This window comes from Streptomyces sp. NPDC057253, assembly GCF_042669125.1.
In the GTDB taxonomy this organism is placed as follows: Bacteria; Actinomycetota; Actinomycetes; order Streptomycetales; family Streptomycetaceae; genus Streptomyces.
On sequence record NZ_JBHUXV010000044.1, the window covers coordinates 43,169 to 61,059 of the forward strand.

At 71.6% G+C, this 17,891-nt stretch carries 19 protein-coding genes; 11 read left to right on the forward strand and 8 right to left on the reverse strand.

Annotated elements, in window-relative coordinates; all coding sequences use genetic code 11:
- Positions 1-2: 2 nt before the first annotated feature.
- Genes ACFULQ_RS23995 through ACFULQ_RS24010 form a run of 4 tightly spaced genes read right to left on the reverse strand, consistent with a single transcriptional unit; the run spans position 3 to position 4,013 of the window.
- Complete coding sequence (locus ACFULQ_RS23995) at positions 3-971, reverse strand: complex I subunit 1 family protein (RefSeq protein ID WP_123762475.1); 969 nt, start codon at positions 969-971, stop codon at positions 3-5.
- Positions 968-2,926: an NADH-quinone oxidoreductase subunit C gene (locus ACFULQ_RS24000; RefSeq protein ID WP_383547011.1), complete on the reverse strand. Its 1,959-nt coding sequence runs from the start codon at positions 2,924-2,926 to the stop codon at positions 968-970. Before ACFULQ_RS24000 ends, ACFULQ_RS23995 begins: the two co-directional genes overlap by 4 nt.
- The gene (locus ACFULQ_RS24005; protein WP_383547012.1) at positions 2,923-3,600 is read right to left on the reverse strand and encodes an NADH-quinone oxidoreductase subunit B; all 678 of its coding nucleotides are present in this window, start codon (positions 3,598-3,600) and stop codon (positions 2,923-2,925) included. The genes ACFULQ_RS24000 and ACFULQ_RS24005 overlap by 4 nt, the downstream gene beginning before the upstream one ends.
- The gene (locus ACFULQ_RS24010) at positions 3,591-4,013 is read right to left on the reverse strand and encodes an NADH-quinone oxidoreductase subunit A (protein WP_383547014.1); all 423 of its coding nucleotides are present in this window, start codon (positions 4,011-4,013) and stop codon (positions 3,591-3,593) included. Before ACFULQ_RS24010 ends, ACFULQ_RS24005 begins: the two co-directional genes overlap by 10 nt.
- 204 nt (positions 4,014-4,217) lie before the next feature.
- Between ACFULQ_RS24010 and ACFULQ_RS24015 the strand changes: the two genes are divergently transcribed.
- Together ACFULQ_RS24015 and ACFULQ_RS24020 are read left to right on the forward strand one after the other, a co-directional pair.
- A complete protein-coding gene (locus tag ACFULQ_RS24015; protein WP_383547016.1) occupies positions 4,218-5,435 on the forward strand; it encodes a sensor histidine kinase in 1,218 nt (405 codons plus the stop codon).
- Positions 5,436-5,561: 126 nt separating this feature from the next.
- Complete coding sequence (locus tag ACFULQ_RS24020) at positions 5,562-6,905, forward strand: sensor histidine kinase (protein WP_383547018.1); 1,344 nt, start codon at positions 5,562-5,564, stop codon at positions 6,903-6,905.
- 361 nt (positions 6,906-7,266) lie between these two features.
- Here the strand turns inward: ACFULQ_RS24020 and ybaK are convergent, their stop codons facing one another.
- The 4 genes from ybaK to ACFULQ_RS24040 form a co-directional block, all read right to left on the reverse strand.
- Positions 7,267-7,770, reverse strand: coding sequence for a Cys-tRNA(Pro) deacylase (ybaK, locus tag ACFULQ_RS24025; protein WP_383547020.1), 504 nt, complete (start codon positions 7,768-7,770; stop codon positions 7,267-7,269).
- Positions 7,771-7,787: 17 nt separating this feature from the next.
- Complete coding sequence (locus ACFULQ_RS24030; protein ID WP_383547022.1) at positions 7,788-8,528, reverse strand: LON peptidase substrate-binding domain-containing protein; 741 nt, start codon at positions 8,526-8,528, stop codon at positions 7,788-7,790.
- An 11-nt stretch (positions 8,529-8,539) separates the two neighbouring features.
- The gene (locus ACFULQ_RS24035; RefSeq protein ID WP_383547023.1) at positions 8,540-9,547 is read right to left on the reverse strand and encodes a hypothetical protein; all 1,008 of its coding nucleotides are present in this window, start codon (positions 9,545-9,547) and stop codon (positions 8,540-8,542) included.
- Between the two features lie 121 nt (positions 9,548-9,668).
- A complete protein-coding gene (locus ACFULQ_RS24040; RefSeq protein ID WP_383547025.1) occupies positions 9,669-11,255 on the reverse strand; it encodes an oxidoreductase in 1,587 nt (528 codons plus the stop codon).
- A 183-nt stretch (positions 11,256-11,438) separates the two neighbouring features.
- Here ACFULQ_RS24040 and hisD point away from each other — a divergent pair, with 183 nt between their 5' ends.
- From hisD to ACFULQ_RS24085, 9 genes are all read left to right on the forward strand, one after another.
- Positions 11,439-12,761: a histidinol dehydrogenase gene (hisD, locus tag ACFULQ_RS24045; RefSeq protein ID WP_383547027.1), complete on the forward strand. Its 1,323-nt coding sequence runs from the start codon at positions 11,439-11,441 to the stop codon at positions 12,759-12,761.
- Positions 12,758-13,906: a histidinol-phosphate transaminase gene (locus tag ACFULQ_RS24050; RefSeq protein WP_383547029.1), complete on the forward strand. Its 1,149-nt coding sequence runs from the start codon at positions 12,758-12,760 to the stop codon at positions 13,904-13,906. Before hisD ends, ACFULQ_RS24050 begins: the two co-directional genes overlap by 4 nt.
- Positions 13,903-14,496, forward strand: coding sequence for an imidazoleglycerol-phosphate dehydratase HisB (hisB, locus tag ACFULQ_RS24055; protein ID WP_007381383.1), 594 nt, complete (start codon positions 13,903-13,905; stop codon positions 14,494-14,496). The genes ACFULQ_RS24050 and hisB overlap by 4 nt, the downstream gene beginning before the upstream one ends.
- Positions 14,493-14,657, forward strand: coding sequence for a hypothetical protein (locus ACFULQ_RS24060; RefSeq protein WP_185092791.1), 165 nt, complete (start codon positions 14,493-14,495; stop codon positions 14,655-14,657). Before hisB ends, ACFULQ_RS24060 begins: the two co-directional genes overlap by 4 nt.
- The gene (gene hisH / locus ACFULQ_RS24065) at positions 14,654-15,295 is read left to right on the forward strand and encodes an imidazole glycerol phosphate synthase subunit HisH (protein ID WP_383547031.1); all 642 of its coding nucleotides are present in this window, start codon (positions 14,654-14,656) and stop codon (positions 15,293-15,295) included. The genes ACFULQ_RS24060 and hisH overlap by 4 nt, the downstream gene beginning before the upstream one ends.
- Positions 15,295-16,032: a bifunctional 1-(5-phosphoribosyl)-5-((5-phosphoribosylamino)methylideneamino)imidazole-4-carboxamide isomerase/phosphoribosylanthranilate isomerase PriA gene (priA, locus tag ACFULQ_RS24070; protein WP_383547033.1), complete on the forward strand. Its 738-nt coding sequence runs from the start codon at positions 15,295-15,297 to the stop codon at positions 16,030-16,032. Before hisH ends, priA begins: the two co-directional genes overlap by 1 nt.
- Positions 16,029-16,424, forward strand: a complete 396-nt coding sequence (locus ACFULQ_RS24075; protein WP_383547034.1) for a RidA family protein — start codon at positions 16,029-16,031, stop codon at positions 16,422-16,424. The genes priA and ACFULQ_RS24075 overlap by 4 nt, the downstream gene beginning before the upstream one ends.
- Complete coding sequence (hisF, locus tag ACFULQ_RS24080) at positions 16,421-17,176, forward strand: imidazole glycerol phosphate synthase subunit HisF (RefSeq protein ID WP_383547035.1); 756 nt, start codon at positions 16,421-16,423, stop codon at positions 17,174-17,176. Before ACFULQ_RS24075 ends, hisF begins: the two co-directional genes overlap by 4 nt.
- Positions 17,177-17,285: 109 nt before the next feature.
- Entirely contained in the window at positions 17,286-17,873 is a 588-nt protein-coding gene (locus ACFULQ_RS24085) for an ArsR/SmtB family transcription factor (RefSeq protein ID WP_383547037.1), read from the forward strand.
- Positions 17,874-17,891 lie beyond the last annotated feature (18 nt).

Consider the following 17,891-nt stretch of genomic DNA (forward strand, 5'->3'; position numbering starts at 1 on the left):
AGCTACTGGATCACCACCTTGACGATGCCGGTGAGGGCGATCTGGGCGAGGGAGAGGGGGACGAGGAGGGTCCAGGAGAGCTTCTGGAGCTGGTCCTCGCGCAGGCGGGGGTAGGTCACGCGGAGCCAGATGACGACGAAGGCGAGCACGGCTGTCTTGAGGAGGGTCCAGACCCAGCCGAGACCGTCGGCGCCCCAGGGGCCGTGCCAGCCGCCCAGGAAGAGGACGGTGGTGAGGCCGCACAGGACGACGATTCCGGCGTACTCGGCGAGGAGGAACAGGGCGAAGCGGAGGCCGGTGTACTCGGTGTAGGCGCCAAAGATGATCTCCGAGTCGGCCACGGGCATGTCGAAGGGAGGGCGCTGGAGTTCGGCGAGGCCGGCGACGAAGAAGACGATCGCGCCGACGATCTGCCAGGGGAGCCACCACCACTCGAAGGCGTCGAGGATGCCGGGGAGGGAGACCGTACCGGCCGCCATCGCCACCGAGGCGGCGGTGAGCAGCATCGGGAGTTCGTAGGCGAGGAGCTGTGCGGCGGTGCGGAGGCCGCCGAGGAGGGAGAACTTGTTGGCGGAGGCCCAGCCGGCCATGAGGGAGCCGAGGACACCCACGCCCATCACGGCGAGCACGAAGAACACGCCCGCGTCGACGACCTCGCCCACGGCGCCCTCTCCGGGGCCGATCGGGATGGCGAGGAGGACGAGGAGGTAGGGCAGGAGGGCGACGGCGGGGGCGAGTTGGAAGATACGGCGGTCCGCGCCCGCCGGTACGACGTCTTCCTTCTGGGCGAACTTGACGCCGTCGGCGACGAGTTGGGCCCAGCCGTGGAAGCCGCCGGCGTACATGGGGCCCAGGCGGCCCTGCATGTGGGCCATCACCTTGTGCTCGGTCTGGCCGATGATCAAGGGGAAGGTGAGGAAGACGACGAAGACGATCAGGAGTCGCACGGCGACGTCGAGAGCGTCGTTCACTGCGGGCCTCCTGGTGGGGTGTCCGGGGTGCGGGGGTGGGGGGTGGTCAGGTCCGGGGACGGCGGGTCGTCCGGGGTCGAGTCGTCGTCGGCGGGTTCGTCGACGGTTCGGCCGTCGGGGGTCGAGTCGTCGGAAGTTGGCCCGTCGGGGTTAGGCCCATCAGCGGGGTCGTCGGGAGTTGGGCCGGTGTCCTGAGGATTCGGTGCGGCCGGTTCGTGGGCCGACGCGGCGGTCTCAGGGGTCGGCTCTTCGGACGCCGAGGGCTCTTCGGACGCCGGGGACGGTTGAGACGCCGGGGACTGTTCGGACGCCGAGGGCTCTTCCTGGGGCTTGGGTGGCTCCGGGCTCTGGGGGGATTCCGCGTCCTGGGGGGCGCGGGGTCGTTCCGTTGCCGGGTCGTCGAAGGCCGGGCGGGCGTGGTGCCAGGGGGCGTCCGGGCTGCGCGGGGTGGTGGGTTGGGGGCGTGCGGGGGTGGCGCTCGTGTCGTCGGAGGACGGTTCGGCGGGGGTCGCGGCGCGCTGGCTCGCGGAACCGCCTGAGGCGCTGCGAGCCCGACGCGGCCCTGCCGGCGCGGCGCCGGTCCCTGCCGGGCGCTGCGAGGTGGCGGCATCCGACGCGGGCGAGCCCTTCGCCTCGGCCTTGGTCGAGGGCTCGGGCGAGCCGGTTGCCGGAGCAGCGGACCCGGGCGTGCCGTCGGCCTGGTCTGCCGGACCGTCACCCGTACTGTCGGCTCCCGGTGCCGTCTGGCTGGCGGAACCCTGCGCAGCGGTACGGGTGCGTCGGGGCACGCCTGCGGGCGAGGCACCCGGAGTACCGGTCCTCGCCTCGGGCCCCGCACCCGACGTCCCCGACCCCTCTACCTGGCTCGCCGAACCCTCCGAAACAGAACGCGCCCGACCTGGCCCAGCACCGGCCTCGCCTGCACGGGGCGACACCTCGGCCTGGCTCGCCGAACCCTCAGCCGCCGAACGCGCCCGACGCGGAGCCGCACCCGCAGCCTCACCGGCACCGGGCGACACCTCAGCCTGACTCACCGAACCCTCGCCCGCCGCACCCGGCGTCCCAGCCCCGCCCGCCTGGCTCGCCGAACCCTCAGCCGCCGAACGCGCCCGACGCGGAGCCGCACCCGCAGCCCTCGCCCCGGCTCCGGATCCGCCAACCGGCGTCTCCGCCTGGCTCGCCGACCCCTCCGCCGCCGAACGCCCCCGACGCGAAACCGCACCCGCAGCCTCCGCCCCGGCTCCAGCCGCGGCCCCGGCTCCGGCCCCGCCAACCCCCGTCTCCCCCTGGCTCGCCGACCCCTCCGACGCCGAGCGCGCGCGGCGGACGGGGCGGTCGGATGAGGGGCGGGGGGTGCGGGTCGGGCGGGTGGGGGTGGGGGGGAGTTGGCCCTTTTGGGGGCCCCAGTCGTTGGGGTCGGGGACTCCTGGGGGGAGCATCTGGCGGCGCTTGGGGCCGCCGTGTTCGGACTCGCCCGGTTCCTTCGCGCCGGGCCAGGCCTTGGCGACGCGGGCGGCGAGGACGAAGTCCTTGCGGAGGGGGTGGCCCTCGAAGGTCTCCGGGAGCAGGAGGTGGGCGAGCGAGGGGTGGCCCTCGAAGGTGACGCCGAACATCTCGTGGGTCTCGCGTTCGTGCCAGGCGGCGCCCGCGTAGATGTCGACGGCGGTGGGGAGGACCGGGGTCTCGTGGGGGATCGTCGTGCGGAGCAGCAGGCGTCGGACCGGGGAGAGGGCCGCCACGTGGGCCGCCACGCGGAAGCCGGTGCCGGGTTCGTCGACCGCGCTCAGCCAGTCGAAGTAGGTGCAGCCCAGGTCGTCGCGGGCCACGCGGAGTGCCGTGAGCCAGTCCGTCGGCGGGACGTCCACCGTCAGGACCTCGTAGGACTCCTCCGCGGTGGCCTCCGGGCCGAAGAGTTCCTCGGCGGGGGCGGGGAGCCACCCGACGGCGCCGGTCACGTCGCGTCCCCCTCACCCTGAGCGGCCTGAGCAGCCCGAGAGGCACTCTCCGGCCCTCCAGACCCCTCCGGCCCCGTCACCAACCCGCTCTGCAGCGCCGCCACCGACGCGCGGCCCCCGGACGTCCCAGCCGGCCCAGCCGTCCCGGCCGTCACCCCGTACCGCTCCCCCAGCGACTCCCGCGCGATCTTCTCCTGGAGTTTCAGGATGCCCTGGAGGAGGGCCTCCGGGCGGGGAGGGCAGCCGGGGACGTAGACGTCCACCGGGATGATCTGGTCGACGCCCTTCGTCACCGAGTAGGAGTCCCAGTAGGGGCCTCCGCAGTTGCTGCACGCGCCGAAGGAGATGACGTACTTGGGCTCGGGCATCTGTTCGTACAGGCGCTTCACGGCCGGTGCCATCTTGTCCGTGACCGTGCCGGAGACGACCATCAGGTCGGCCTGGCGGGGGCCCGGGGCGAAGGGGATGACGCCGAGGCGGATGAAGTCGTGGCGGGCCATCGACGCGGCGATGAACTCGATCGCGCAGCAGGCGAGGCCGAAGTTGAAGACCCAGAGGGAGTACCGGCGGCCCCAGTTGAGGACCACCTTCATCGGCTCGGGGGCGAGGCGGGCGAGCGCGCCCAGCCGTTTCGGCTCCGGCAGCAGAACGGGTTCCGAGGGGGTCACGTCCATGTCAGGACACCCTTCTTGTACGCGTACAACAGCCCCACGGCGAGGAAGCCCAGGAAGATGAACATCTCCACGAGGGTGGTCGCGCCGTAGCCGTCGGCGGCGAACACCGTCGCCCACGGGAACAGGAAGATCGAGTCGACGGCGAAGATGACGTAGAGGAAGGCATAGACGTAGTAGCGGACCTGGGTGTGGGCCCAGCCCTCGCCGACGGGGTCGACTCCGCACTCGTACGTCAGGAGTTTCTCGGGGGTGGGGACCACCGGTCGCAGCAGGCGTCCGGCGCCGAAGGCGACCGCGACGAACAGCACGCCGACGACGGCGAGCAGTCCGACGACCGAGTACGACTGGAAGTAGTCCGCCGCGACGACAGTCGGATCGACGGCGCTTGCACCGACGACGGTCGGTTCCGGCACGTCCGCTCCTCGCTCCCTGTGAGCTGCCCTGTGAGCTGCTGAACACCGCTGTTCGACGATCTGTACGCACGGGAGTCTAGGCCCTCGTAAAGGCACGGTAAGCAGCCCGTCACCCCTCGAAGGAACGGGGGTGGGGTTTTCCCCCGCACGTCGCGGCGGTCCGCCTCATGGCGCACGGCCCTCACGCGCGGCACGCTAGCCCATATGACCGAACGCCAATCGTCCCCGAGCCGTGCCGTGACCGCCGCAGGAAGCGGCGAGGGCGAGCGGCTGCCGCCGGCCCGTATCGCCTACGACGCGCACACCTGGAAGGAGATCGCGCACCTCCTGGCGAACCTTCCCGTGTCGATCTTCGGATTCGTCTACGTCATGACGGTGCTGTTCACCGGCTTCTGGCTGACCGTGACGGTGATCGGTTTCCCGTTGCTCGCGGCCGGTCTGCTGGGAGCGCGGCAGCTGGGCAAGCTGGAGCGGGCGCGGGCCCGGGCGCTGCTCGGGGTGCGGGTGGACGAACCGAGCCCCCTGCCGTGGCGCACGAAGAACGGCGGCAGCGGCTTCTTCGCCCGGCTGTGGATGGGGTTGAAGGACCCGGTGGGCTGGCGGACGGTGCTGTACGACTTCATCCGGCTGCCGTGGGGCGTGCTCACCTTCACCGTCACGCTGACGTCGTTGTTCGTGCTGTGGCCGGTGCTGCCGTTCATCGCGCGGGGCCTCGCCAACGTGGACCGGGCGATGGTGCGGGGTCTGCTGTCGCCCTCCGACGAGCTGGAACGCCGTATCGCCGAACTGGAGTCGGACCGGGGGGTCGTGGTCGACACGGCCGCCGCCGATCTCCGGCGGATCGAGCGCGATCTGCACGACGGGGCGCAGGCCCGGCTGGTCAATCTGGCCATGGGGCTCGGCCTCGCGAAGGAGAAGCTCCTGGAGGACCCGGAGTACGCGCAGGCGATGGTCGCGGAGGCGCACGGCGAGGTGAAGCTGGCGCTTCAGGAGCTGCGGGATCTGGCGCGGGGCATCCATCCCGCCGTACTGACCGACCGCGGGCTCGATGCCGCGCTCTCGTCGGTCGCCTCGCGCTGCACGGTGCCGGTGAAGGTGACCGCCGACCTCGACGCGCGGCCGGTCCAGGCGATCGAGGGGATCGCCTACTTCACCGTCTCGGAGCTGTTGCAGAACATCAGCAAGCACAGTGGGGCGCGGTCGGCGTCGGTCGACGTGTGGCGGGCGGAGGACCGGCTGCTCATCCAGGTCTGGGACGACGGCCGCGGCGGCGCCCGCCTCGACGGCGGCACCGGTATGCGAGGGCTCGCGGAGCGGCTCGACGCGGTCGACGGGCTGTTCGTCATCGACTCGCCGCCGGGGGGTCCGACGGTGGTCACGGCGGAGCTGCCGTGGCGGGACCGGGCGCCGGAGCGGTCGTAGCAGCCGTAGGGGTGGGGAAAACCCCCCTTCCAAGACGCCGACGGACTCCATGTCCCCCAGACCTGCGGCGCAGCAGGGTGGAGGTACGACACCACAGGCGCAGGACGAGGAAGAAGGACGACGTCGATGGCCACGGACTACGGGTACGACAGTGGGCTCGGGTTCCCCGAGGAAGTACGGCGGCACCGGGTGCCGGCGGGGCTGCGGGCGCCGTTCGAGGGGCGGACCTGGCGGGAGCTCGGCTATGTGCTGCTGAGCCTGCCGATCAGCATCGTGATGTTCACGTACGCCGTCACGATGGTCTCGCTGGGCGCGGGACTGCTGGTGACCTTCCTCGGCATCCCGGTGTTCGCGGCCGGACTCGCCGGGTGCCGGGGGCTCGGGGCGATGGAGCGGGCGCGGGCGCGAGGGCTGCTGGGTCTCGAGGTCGGCGATCCGGAGCCGCTCAGGATGCGCGGGTCCGGGTTCATGGCGTGGATCGGGGCGGTGCTCAAGAGCGGGACGTCGTGGCGGACGCTGCTGTACTCCGTGCTGCATCTGCCGTGGGCGCTGTTCTCGTTCGTCGTCGCGGTGAACTTCTGGGTGTACGGCTGGGCGCTGCTGACGTATCCGCTGTGGTTCTGGGTCTTTCCGGCGTACGTCGGTCAGGACGGGCTTCAGCTGTACGGCGACGAGACCCACCACATCTATCTGGACAACCCGTTCGAGATCGGGGTGACCGCGCTGGTGGGGCTGTTGTTCACGCTGGCCACGCCGTGGATCGTGCGGGCGCTGACGACGGTGGACCGGGTGATGGTGCACGGGCTGCTGGGGCCGACCCGGCTGTCGGCGCGGGTGGTGGAGCTGGAGTCGGACCGGGGGGTCGTGGTGGACACCGCGGCGGCCGATCTGCGGCGGATCGAGCGGGATCTGCACGACGGGGCACAGGCCCGGCTGGTGGCGCTGGCGATGGATCTGGGGCTGGCGAAGGAGAAGCTCACGGAGGATCCGGCGGCGGCGGCGCGGATGGTGGACGAGGCGCACGGTGAGGTGAAGACGGCGCTTCAGGAGCTGCGGGATCTGGCGCGGGGGATCCATCCGGCGGTGCTGACGGACCGGGGGCTGGATGCGGCGCTCTCCTCGGTGGCCTCTCGGTGCACGGTGCCGGTGCAGGTGGAGGTGGATCTGGCGTCGCGGCCGGCGCCGGCGATCGAGGGGATCGCGTACTTCACGGTGTCGGAGCTGTTGCAGAACGTCAGCAAGCATGCGCGGGCCACGTGGGCGGCGGTGGATGTGTGGCGGGTGGAGGATCGGCTGTTGTTGCAGGTGGTGGACAACGGGGTGGGTGGAGCCGATGTGTCTGCCGGGTCGGGGTTGGCGGGGCTGGCGGAGCGGTTGGACGCGGTCGACGGGATTCTGGTGGTGGATTCGCCGGGTGGGGGGCCTACTCGGGTGACGGCGGAGTTGCCTTGGCGGGGGGATCGGGTGTGACGGGTTCGGGTTCTGTGTGACGTGGGCGGTGGGGGCGGTGGGGATCTTCGCCCCCGCTGCCCCTACCCGTCCCTCCCCCAGAGGGGGGACCCCCACCAGGGGCTGCCGCCCCTTCGACCCCGCGACCCCGCCCCCGGGGGCCGCCGCTCCCTGGGGGCTGCGCCCCCAGACCCCCATCGGCCCTGAAGGGGCCTCGTCCTCAAACGCCGGACGGGCTGGGATTGCCTGGACCTGCGTTTGATGATTTACGCCGGGCGGCTGCCGTGGTTGCTGCGGCCCTTTTTTGTGCGCCACTTGCGTTTGCGGGTTTTCTTCGACATGCCTCTTCTGCTTAGTCGAGGAAGGGCGTCTCGTCGAGGGGTCACGCGCGGGCGATGGGGGCCAGGGTCGCGTCGGTGAGGTGGGTCAGGTCCGTGGGGGAGAGTTCGACCTCCAGGCCTCTGCGGCCCGCCGAGACGCAGATCGTGGCGTGGCCGGCGGCCGAGGCGTCCAGGACCGTGGGGAGCTTCTTGCGCTGGCCGAGCGGGGAGATGCCGCCCCTGACGTAGCCCGTGGTGCGTTCGGCGAGAGTCGGGTCGGCCATCGCGGCCCGCTTGCCGGACACGGCCGTCGCCAGCGCCTTCAGGTCCAGGGAGCCCGCCACCGGGACCACCGCCACCGTGAGCGCCCCGTCCACGTCCGCGACCAGGGTCTTGAAGACGCGGTCCGGGGAGACCCCCATCGCCTCCGCCGCCTCCTCGCCGTAGGACGGGTGGGAGGGGTCGTGCTCGTAGGCGTGGACCGTGAAGGGCACGCCCGCGGCGGTCAGGGCCACCGTCGCGGGGGTACCCCCGGACTGCTGCTGCTTCTTGGCCTTCTTCGGCATCTGACGCTTCCCCGGGTTCAGTTCAGACTCGTCGGGCCGCGCGTCAGTTCCGACGCCGGCAACGACGGAAGGTTACGGATGATCGCCGTCTCCGCGCGCAGCAGTCTCAGTTCGTCGCGGAGCCGGGACGCGGTGTCGGGGGCCTGGAGCAGGCGCTGCTTGGTGGGGGTGTCCAGCATCATCGCCGCCGCCACCAGGTAGGAGACCACGGAGGGCTCGTCGGGCAGGTCCGTGCCGCTCGACAGGGAGCGTTCCCGCGCTCCCGCCAGGCGCTTCTGGTACTGGCGGAAGGCCCGCAGCACCCCCTCGGCCAGCGGCCCCGACTCGTCGCCCGCGTCCTCCTCCAACTCCTCCAGTTCGGCCGTCAGATACGGGCCCGAGGCGTCCACCGACACCAGCCGGACGCGGGTCGTGCCCGTCGCCAGGACCTCGAACGAGCCGTCGGGACGCTCCCGTACCGTCGCCGCGTCCGCCACACAGCCGGTGGAGTGGAACGCCTTGAGCGGGTCCTCGCCGAAGCCGGCCGCCGGGCCGCGCTCGGGCACGGACGTCTGGTCCGGCATGCCCGGTGCGCTGGGCGCCACCTCGTGGCCGTCGCGGATCGCCACGACGGCGAACCGGCGCGGCTCCTCCTCGGGCGTCTTCAGCAGTTCGCGCATCATGGCGCGATAGCGCTCCTCGAAGACGTTGAGAGGAAGCACGAGCCCCGGGAACAGCACTGAGTTCAGGGGGAAGAGCGGGAGCCGCACGGTGGTCACGGCGCCAAAGCCTAATGGCCTCCGGAGCGGACACGTCCCCCGTGCTCACTTTGTGGATGGATCAAGGCATGCCGGCGGACCTCCTCGCGGACCTCCAGGAACCGGCCGAGGGGATCCTCCGACTCCCGGCTCCACGGGTACGAGGTGGCGTAGGGGCCGACCATGCGCAGCTGCTCCAGGGCGTCCGTCCAGCGGCCGAGGCGCACCAGGACGAACACCAGCTTGTTGCGGATCTCGGCAGGCCACGGGGTGGCCGCCGCGAAGGTGGCGGACAGTTCGATCGCCCGGTCCGCCGCCGCGTCCAGCCGCTCCCGCGCCACGACGGTCCCGGCGCCCTCGGTCAGACAGGCCAGCGTCGCGCGCGTGGGCAGCGCCTGGACGAGCGAGCCGGCCGGGGCGTCCTGCGCGGCCCGCTCGGCGAAGTCGAAGCACTCCCGGTGCGAGCCCCGCCAGGAGGTCGCCAGATAGCGCAGGGCGGCCACATGGCAGCCGTAGTGGAGCGGGGCGCGCCGCACGGCCGCCTCCCACAGCTCGCCGAAGTAGGTGGGCCCCGCCTGCGATCCGCGCGCGTGGTCCAGGGCGAGCCGCCAGGGCACCGGGTCGCGGTCCTCGCCGCGCGCGGCGGCCGTGATCAGCGGGCTGACCTCACGCAGCAGCTCCGCGCGGGCCGGTGAGTCCCAGGCGCGGTCCACCGCGAGCTGGGCGCCCAGCAGCAGCCGGTCCACGTCCTGCGGGGCCTCGGCGCGCCAGGTGTCGTACCACTCGGGGCGCGAGCGGGCGAAGGCGGCCAGGCGCCGGACGTACCGGTCGCGCAGCTCCCAGGCGGCGTCCTCGCGGGTCGCGGCGAGCAGCTCGGCCGCGCGCCCGTAGGAGCCCTGTCCGGCGGCGACCAGCGCGGGTCCGAGCCGGTCGTCGGGCGCGTCGAGCAGTACCTCGTCGTCGGCGGTCAGTCCGCCGGTGAGGTAGGGGGGTATCCGCGACGCACGGAAGGGGGGCAGCAGAGCCATGGTGTCGACCATTGAAAGACCGCGGCTCGGCGTTACGCCAGTGCGCACGTGCAACTCGGAGAAAGTTGTACGGCGGAAGGTCAAGGGGAGGTAAAGAGCTGACCTTCGTTCACCTTACGTACCAAAAACCTCCCTAATTCCGCCGCAACAGCCTGGTTGCTCCAGCCGCGACCGTGGTCGCCAGGATCCACCCCAGAAGGACCATCACCGCCGCCAGCCACTGCCAGCCGCCGCGCAGCTGCCAGAAGCCGACCTGGCCCAGGTCGATCACCGGAAGCAGCAGGTCCAGGGCGAACAGGGCGGGATTCCACGCCGGGTGGTCGCCTCCCTTGAGCGGTGGATGGCTCGCGTGTGCGAATGCCAGGGAGCTCGCCGCCCACAGCACCGCCATCCATACGGCGGCCCGGCCCGGCCGGTACCCGTAGGCGACCGTCCAGTCCTGCACGTATCCCCACAGCTTGGCGGCCGGTGGCAGGCTCTCGCGGCGCCGGCGCTGCTTGGCGAGCAGCACCTCGCGCGCGTCCTCGTCCTCGCCCCCGGCCCGCAGCACGGCGGCGAGTCTCTCGTACGGCTCCGGGTTGTACTCGGCGGTCGCGGCCGCCACCCAGTCCAGGCGCTCGGCCAGCGGGAAGGGGCCGTGCGGGACGAGGTTCTCGTAGACGAAGCCGCCCATGTGGAGATTGCCGGGCCCCGGCCAGGCGGTCGCCCGGTCCACGAGGTTGCCGACGCGGGCGCCCGACAGGACCACCTTGCCGCGCTGCGGCTTCTCGCCGAGGAAGCGCAGCTCCGGGGCCTGGATGCGGCGCAGCGACAGCTCCTGCTCGTCGGTGAAGGTGAACCGGGCCCGCTCCAGGTCGACCGCGTCCCCGAACCGCCCGTCGTCCAGCCGGACCCCGCCCTGGCACTCGAAGCGCTGGATCCGCGTCCCGCGCGCGGGGGTCGCCCCGCTGCGCATGGCGGCGCCGACGCCCGCCGGGGTCAGGTACAGCGTGCGCTCGACGGTCAGCTGCGGGGCGTTCAGCGCGAGCCGGGTGTACGGGTTGTTCAGGCGGGCGCCGCGCAGGCTCAGCGAGACGCCGATGGTGGCGCTGCGCAGGCTCAGCTCGCCGTGCGACTCCAGTAACTCGGCCTGGAGGTCCTGGCCCACGGTCATGCCGTCCGCGGCGATCGAACGGCCGCTGCGGTCGCGGTAGACGATCGCCTGGTTCATCAGCAGGTCGGTCCCGATGTGCGCGTCGGTCAGCCGCACGCCGTTGTGGAACCGGCAGCGCGGCAGATGCAGATCGCCCTCGGTGTGCACCCGGGCGGCCTCCAGGCGGGGCACCGAGCAGTCCACGAACCGCGCGGTGGTGAAGCGGGCCTCCGGCAGCAGGATCTCCCGCTCGAAGCGGCAGCCCTTCATCTCCAGGTACGGCACGATCGTGCCGCCCGCGAGGTCCAGGGTGCCGCTGATCTGCACTCCGGTGAGCTTCAGGGACGACACCCGGCCCGCGAGCGCGGGCGGCCCGTCCAGGAGCAGCCAGCAGATGATCCGCGCGCGTACCGTCCGCTCGGGCCCCCAGGGATGCCCGCCGTGCGGGTCGTCGACGACGGTGTCGCCGCTGCTCAGGTCGTACACGCTGCCGTTGCGGAAGGCCTGCCACATCCCGGCCTCGGCGGCGGTCAGATCGTCCGGCAGGTCTCCGTCGCGGATGCCCCGGATGCCGGCCCCCTCGGTCACGGTTCTTCCAGCTCCTTGCGGCTCGTGCCCTGCGGCTCGTGGGATTCGTACAACCGTTCATGCCCGTTGAGTGACGCCCGGAACACTAGACGTGAAGGGGATCTTCCGGGTTCCTGGAAGGGGGCGTATCAGCCATTGGAATGCGCGGACGGGCCCTGACGCGGGTCTGAGAGAATTGGGTCCGTGATCTCCCGAATCGATCTGCGCGGCGACGCCCTCCCCGAGGGTCCCGCCCTGCGCGACCTGCTGCCCCGAGCCGACTTCGACGTCTCGGCCGCCCTGGAGAAGGTGCGTCCGATCTGCGAGGCCGTGCATCATCGGGGCGACGCGGCGCTGATCGACTTCGCCGAGAAGTTCGACGGGGTGAAGCTGGACCGGGTGCGGGTGCCCGCGGCCGCGCTCGAAAAGGCGCTCGAAGAGCTCGACCCCGCCGTGCGCGCGGCCCTGGAGGAGTCCATCCGCCGCGCCCGTCTCGTCCACCGCGAGCAGCGCCGCGGCACCCACACCACCCAGGTCGTGCCGGGCGGCAGCGTGACCGAGAAGTGGGTGCCGGTCGACCGGGTCGGGCTGTACGCGCCCGGCGGCCGGTCCGTCTACCCGTCCTCCGTGATCATGAACGTGGTGCCCGCCCAGGAGGCCGGCGTCGAGTCCATCGCCCTCGCCTCCCCGGCGCAGGCCGAGTTCGACGGCCTCCCGCACCCCACGATCCTCGCGGCCTGCGCGCTGCTCGGCGTCGACGAGGTCTACGCCGCCGGTGGCGCCACGGCCGTCGCGATGTTCGCGCACGGCACCGAGTCCTGCCCGCCCGCCGACATGGTCACCGGGCCCGGCAACATCTGGGTCGCCGCCGCCAAGCGCTACTTCACCGGCAGGATCGGTATCGACGCCGAGGCCGGCCCGACCGAGATCGCGGTGCTCGCGGACTCCACCGCCGACCCGGTGCACGTCGCCTCCGACCTGATCAGCCAGGCCGAGCACGACCCGCTGGCCGCCGCGGTCCTGGTCACCGACTCGGTCGAGCTCGCGGACGCGGTCGAGAAGGAGCTGGAGCCGCAGGTCGCGGCCACCCGGCACATCGAGGACCGGATCGTGCCCGCCCTGGGGGGCAGGCAGTCCGCGATCGTCCTGGTCGACGGCATCGACGAGGGCCTCAGGGTCGTCAACGCGTACGGCGCCGAGCACCTGGAGATCCAGACCGCGGACGCGGCCGCCGTGGCCGACCGGGTGCGCAACGCCGGCGCGATCTTCATCGGGCCCTGGGCGCCGGTCTCCCTCGGCGACTACGCGGCCGGGTCCAACCACGTGCTCCCGACCGGCGGCTGCGCCTGCCACTCCTCCGGGCTGTCCGTCCAGTCCTTCCTGCGCGGCATCCACATCGTCGACTACACGAAGGACGCGCTGGCCGAGGTCGCGCACCACGTGGTCACGCTGGCGGAGGCGGAGGACCTGCCGGCCCACGGGGCGGCGATCAAGGCCCGGTTCGGGTGGAAGGTGCCTGGTAAGTGACTTTCGGAATCGACGATCTCCCCGTACGGGACGAGCTGCGCGGCAAGTCCCCCTACGGCGCGCCCCAGTTGGACGTCCCCGTACGGCTGAACACCAACGAGAACCCCTACCGACTGCCCGAGCCGCTGGTCGAGCGCATCGCCGAGCGTGTCCGCGAGGCCGCCCGCGACCTCAACCGCTACCCGGACCGGGACGCCGTCGAGCTGCGCACCCGGCTCGCCGAGTACCTGACCGACACCTCCGGGTACGAGGTGGGCCTGGCCAACGTCTGGGCGGCCAACGGCTCCAACGAGGTCCTCCAGCAGCTGCTCCAGACCTTCGGCGGACCGGGCCGTACGGCGATCGGCTTCGAGCCGTCGTACTCGATGCACGCGCTCATCTCGCGCGGCACCGGCACCGGCTGGATCTCGGGTCCCCGCAACGAGGACTTCACGATCGACGTCGAGGCGGCCGCGGCGGCGATCGCCGCGCGGAAGCCGGACGTCGTCTTCATCACGACCCCGAACAACCCGACGGGCAACGCGGTCCCGCCCGAGACGGTCCTCGCGCTCTACGAGGCCGCGCAGGCGGCGAAGCCGTCCATGGTGGTGGTCGACGAGGCCTACATCGAGTTCAGCCACGGCGACTCGCTGCTGCCGCTCATCGAGGGGCGGCCGCATCTCGTCATCTCGCGGACCATGTCCAAGGCGTTCGGGGCGGCCGGTCTGCGCCTCGGCTATCTCGCCGCCCACCCGGCGGTCGTGGACGCCGTGCAGCTCGTACGGCTGCCCTACCACCTGTCGGCCGTCACACAGGCGACCGCGCTGGCCGCGCTGGAGCACACCGGCACCCTGCTGAAGTACGTCGAGCAGCTGAAGGCCGAGCGGGACCGGCTGGTGAGCGAGCTGCGGGCGATCGGCTTCGAGGTCGTGGAGTCGGACGCGAACTTCGTGCAGTTCGGGCGCTTCGACGACGAGGGCGGTTCGCACGCGGCCTGGCAGAAGATCCTCGACCGGGGCGTCCTGGTCCGGGACAACGGCATTCCGGGGTGGCTGCGGGTCTCCGCCGGCACCCCCGAAGAGAACGACGCGTTCCTCGACGCGGTCCGTGAGTTGCAGTGTCTTGTGGGGGACACCCCCACACCCCCGAAGGAGCAGAGCACATGAGCCGCGTGGGACGCGTGGAGCGAGTCACCAAGGAGACGTCCGTTCTCGTCGAGATCGATCTCGACGGGTCCGGCAAGGTCGAGGTGTCGACAGGCGTCGGCTTCTACGACCACATGCTCGACCAGCTCGGCCGGCACGGTCTGTTCGACCTCACCGTCAAGACCGAGGGCGACCTGCACATCGACTCGCACCACACCATCGAGGACACCGCCCTCGCCCTCGGCGCCGCCTTCAAGCAGGCGCTCGGCGACAAGGTGGGCATCTACCGCTTCGGCAACTGCACGGTCCCGCTGGACGAGTCCCTCGCCCAGGTGACGGTGGACCTCAGCGGCCGCCCCTACCTCGTGCACACCGAGCCCGAGAACATGGCGCCGATGATCGGCGAGTACGACACCACGATGACCCGGCACATCCTGGAGTCCTTCGTCGCCCAGGCCCAGATCGCGCTGCACGTGCACGTGCCCTACGGGCGCAACGCGCACCACATCGTGGAGTGCCAGTTCAAGGCGCTGGCCCGGGCCCTGCGGTACGCCTCCGAGCGCGACCCGCGCGCGGCCGGCATCCTCCCCTCCACGAAGGGCGCGCTGTGAACGGCCTGTCGACCCTCCTGATCGTCGTCGGCCTCTTCCTGGCCGGCGGCATCTACTCCTTCGTCAAGCAGCAGATGCCCAAGAGCCTGATCGTCCTGCTCTCCATCGCCGCCGGCATGTGTCTGGTCGCCGGTGTCATGAGGCTGGAGGTGTGGAGTTGAGCGACTCCAAGCGTGTGGTCGTCTTCGACTACGGCTTCGGCAACGTGCGGTCCGCCGAGCGTGCCCTCGCGCGCGCGGGTGCCGAGGTCGAGATAACGCGCGACTACGACAAGGCCATGAACGCCGACGGTCTGCTCGTGCCGGGTGTCGGCGCCTTCGCCGCCTGCATGAAGGGGCTGCACGAGGCGCGCGGCGACTGGATCATCGACCGCCGGCTGTCCGGCGGGCGCCCGGTCATGGGCATCTGCGTCGGCATGCAGATCCTCTTCGCGCGCGGCATCGAGCACGGCGTGGAGTCCGAGGGCCTCGACGAGTGGCCCGGCTCGGTCGAGCCGCTCCAGGCCGACGTCGTGCCCCACATGGGCTGGAACACCGTCGACGCGCCGGCCGACTCCCAGCTCTTCGCAGGGCTCGACGCGGACGCCCGCTTCTACTTCGTGCACTCCTACGCCGTCCACGACTGGTCGCTGGAGACCCACAACAAGGCGATGACCGCGCCGAAGGTCACCTGGTCGACGCACGGCAAGCCCTTCGTGGCCGCCGTGGAGAACGGCGCCCTGTGGGCCACGCAGTTCCACCCCGAGAAGTCCGGCGACGCCGGTGCGCAGCTGTTGAAGAACTGGATCGGAACCCTCTGATGCCCTCGAAGCTCTCCCGGCTCGAACTCCTGCCCGCCGTCGACGTCCGCGACGGCCAGGCCGTCCGCCTCGTGCACGGCGAGTCCGGCACGGAGACCTCGTACGGCTCCCCGCTGGAGGCCGCCCTGTCCTGGCAGCGGTCGGGCGCCGAGTGGCTGCACCTGGTCGACCTGGACGCGGCCTTCGGCACCGGCGACAACCGCGAGCTGGTCCGGCAGGTCACCGAGGCCATGGACATCAAGGTGGAGCTGTCCGGCGGCATCCGCGACGACGCCTCCCTGGCCGCCGCGCTCGCCACCGGCTGCACCCGCGTGAACCTCGGTACGGCCGCCCTGGAGAGCCCGGAGTGGGTCGCCAAGGTCATCGCCGAGCACGGCGACAAGATCGCGGTCGGTCTCGACGTCCGCGGTACGACGCTCAAGGGCCGCGGCTGGACCAGCGAGGGCGGCGACCTCTACGAGGCGCTGGAGCGGCTCGACAAGGAGGGCTGCGCGCGCTACGTCGTCACCGACATCGCCAAGGACGGCACGCTCCAGGGCCCCAACCTGGAGCTGCTGCGCAATGTGTGCGCGGCGACCGACCGCCCGGTGGTCGCCTCCGGCGGGGTGTCCTCGCTGGACGACCTGCGGGCCATCGCCGAACTGGTGCCCCTCGGTGTCGAGGGGGCCATCGTCGGGAAGGCGCTGTACGCGAAGGCGTTCACCCTGGAAGAGGCCTTGGAGGCGGTGGCTCAGTGAGCGATCTGCGACGCGTCACGACCGGTGCGCCCTGGGAGGAGACCTTCGGGTACTCCCGCGCGGTGGAACTCCCGAACGGCCTGGTGCTGGTCTCTGGCTGCACCTCGGTGGTCGACGGCGAGATCGTCGCGGGCGACCCGTACGAACAGACCGTCAACGCCTTCGACGTCGCGTTCGCGGCGCTGGGGGAGCTGGGGCTCGGCCGGGACGACGTGGTGCGGACGCGCCTGTACATCACCCACGCGCGCGACGTCGACGAGGTCGGACGTGCTCACAAGGAGCTGTTCGACGCCGTCCGGCCCGCCGCGTCCCTGATCATCGTCTCCGGCTTCGTGGACCCCAGCCTGGTCGTCGAGGTCGAGGTGGAGGCGTTCCGAGGAGCCACAGCATGACCCTCGCCGTACGAGTCATCCCCTGTCTGGACGTGGACAACGGCCGGGTCGTCAAGGGCGTCAACTTCCAGAACCTGCGCGACGCGGGCGACCCCGTCGAGATGGCCAAGGTGTACGACGCCGAGGGCGCCGACGAGCTCACGTTCCTGGACATCACCGCCTCGTCGGGCAACCGCGAGACCACCTACGACGTGGTGCGCCGCACCGCCGAGCAGGTCTTCATCCCGCTCACGGTCGGCGGCGGTGTCCGCACGGCCGAGGACGTGGACAAGCTGCTGCGGGCGGGTGCGGACAAGGTGGGCGTGAACACCGCGGCCATCGCCCGCCCGGACCTGATCCGCGAGATCGCCGAGCGTTTCGGCCGTCAGGTGCTGGTCCTGTCGGTGGACGCCCGACGCACCGAGTCGGGTTCCTTCGAGGTGACGACCCACGGCGGCCGCAAGGGCACCGGCATCGACGCCGTCGAGTGGGCCCACCGGGCCGCCGAACTGGGCGCAGGCGAGATCCTGCTCAACTCGATGGACGCGGACGGCACCAAGGACGGCTACGACATCGAGATGATCCAGGCCGTCCGCAAGCACGTGACGGTCCCCCTGATCGCCTCCGGCGGCGCGGGCAGACTGGACCACTTCCCACCGGCCATCGGAGCGGGCGCGGACGCGGTCCTGGCGGCCTCGGTCTTCCACTTCGGCGATCTGAGGATCGGCGAGGTGAAGGAGACGCTGCGGGGGGCGGGGCACCCCGTTCGCTGAGCGGGTTCCTCACTGGCGGACATCACCGGCTGACGTCATCGGCAAAGTGCGAAAGGAAAGTTGCGCAACATATGTTGTGCAACTTTTCTTTCGCGTCTACGGTGAGGGCATGCCACGCGAGCAGAACCGCCCCATCACCGACCTCGGCACGCTCAAGGCCCTGGCCCACCCCTTGCGGATGCAGCTGTACCGCGGGCTGTGCGTGGCCGGCACCGCCACGGCCTCGCACCTCGCCGACCAGGTCGACGAGGCCGTGTCCCTGGTCAGCTACCACTTGCGCAAGCTGGCCGAGCACGGGCTGATCGAGGAGGCCGAGGCGCAGAGCGGGGACGGCCGGGAGCGCTGGTGGCAGCCCTCGTCCGAGGGCGTGAGCATCCGCGACCGGGACTTCCGGGACGCGCCGGAGCGGGCGGCGGCCCACCTGGCGGCCACCCGGCTCTTCCACGAGCAGCGCGCCGACATGTACCGCCGCTACCTCGACGAACGGCCCACCTGGAGCGCCGAGTGGAACGCGGCCGCCCCGGACAGCGAGTCGCTGCTGCGGTTGACGGCCGGCGAACTGGACGAGCTGCGCGAGGAGTTGCTCGCCCTCGCGAGGAAGTACGACGAGAAGGGCCGGGCCGCCGAGGCCGCGGGCGAGACCGAGGGGCGCGAGAACGTCGCGCTGCACGTGTACGGCTTCCCGTTCCGCGTCTGATCTCCGAGAGGGCCCCGG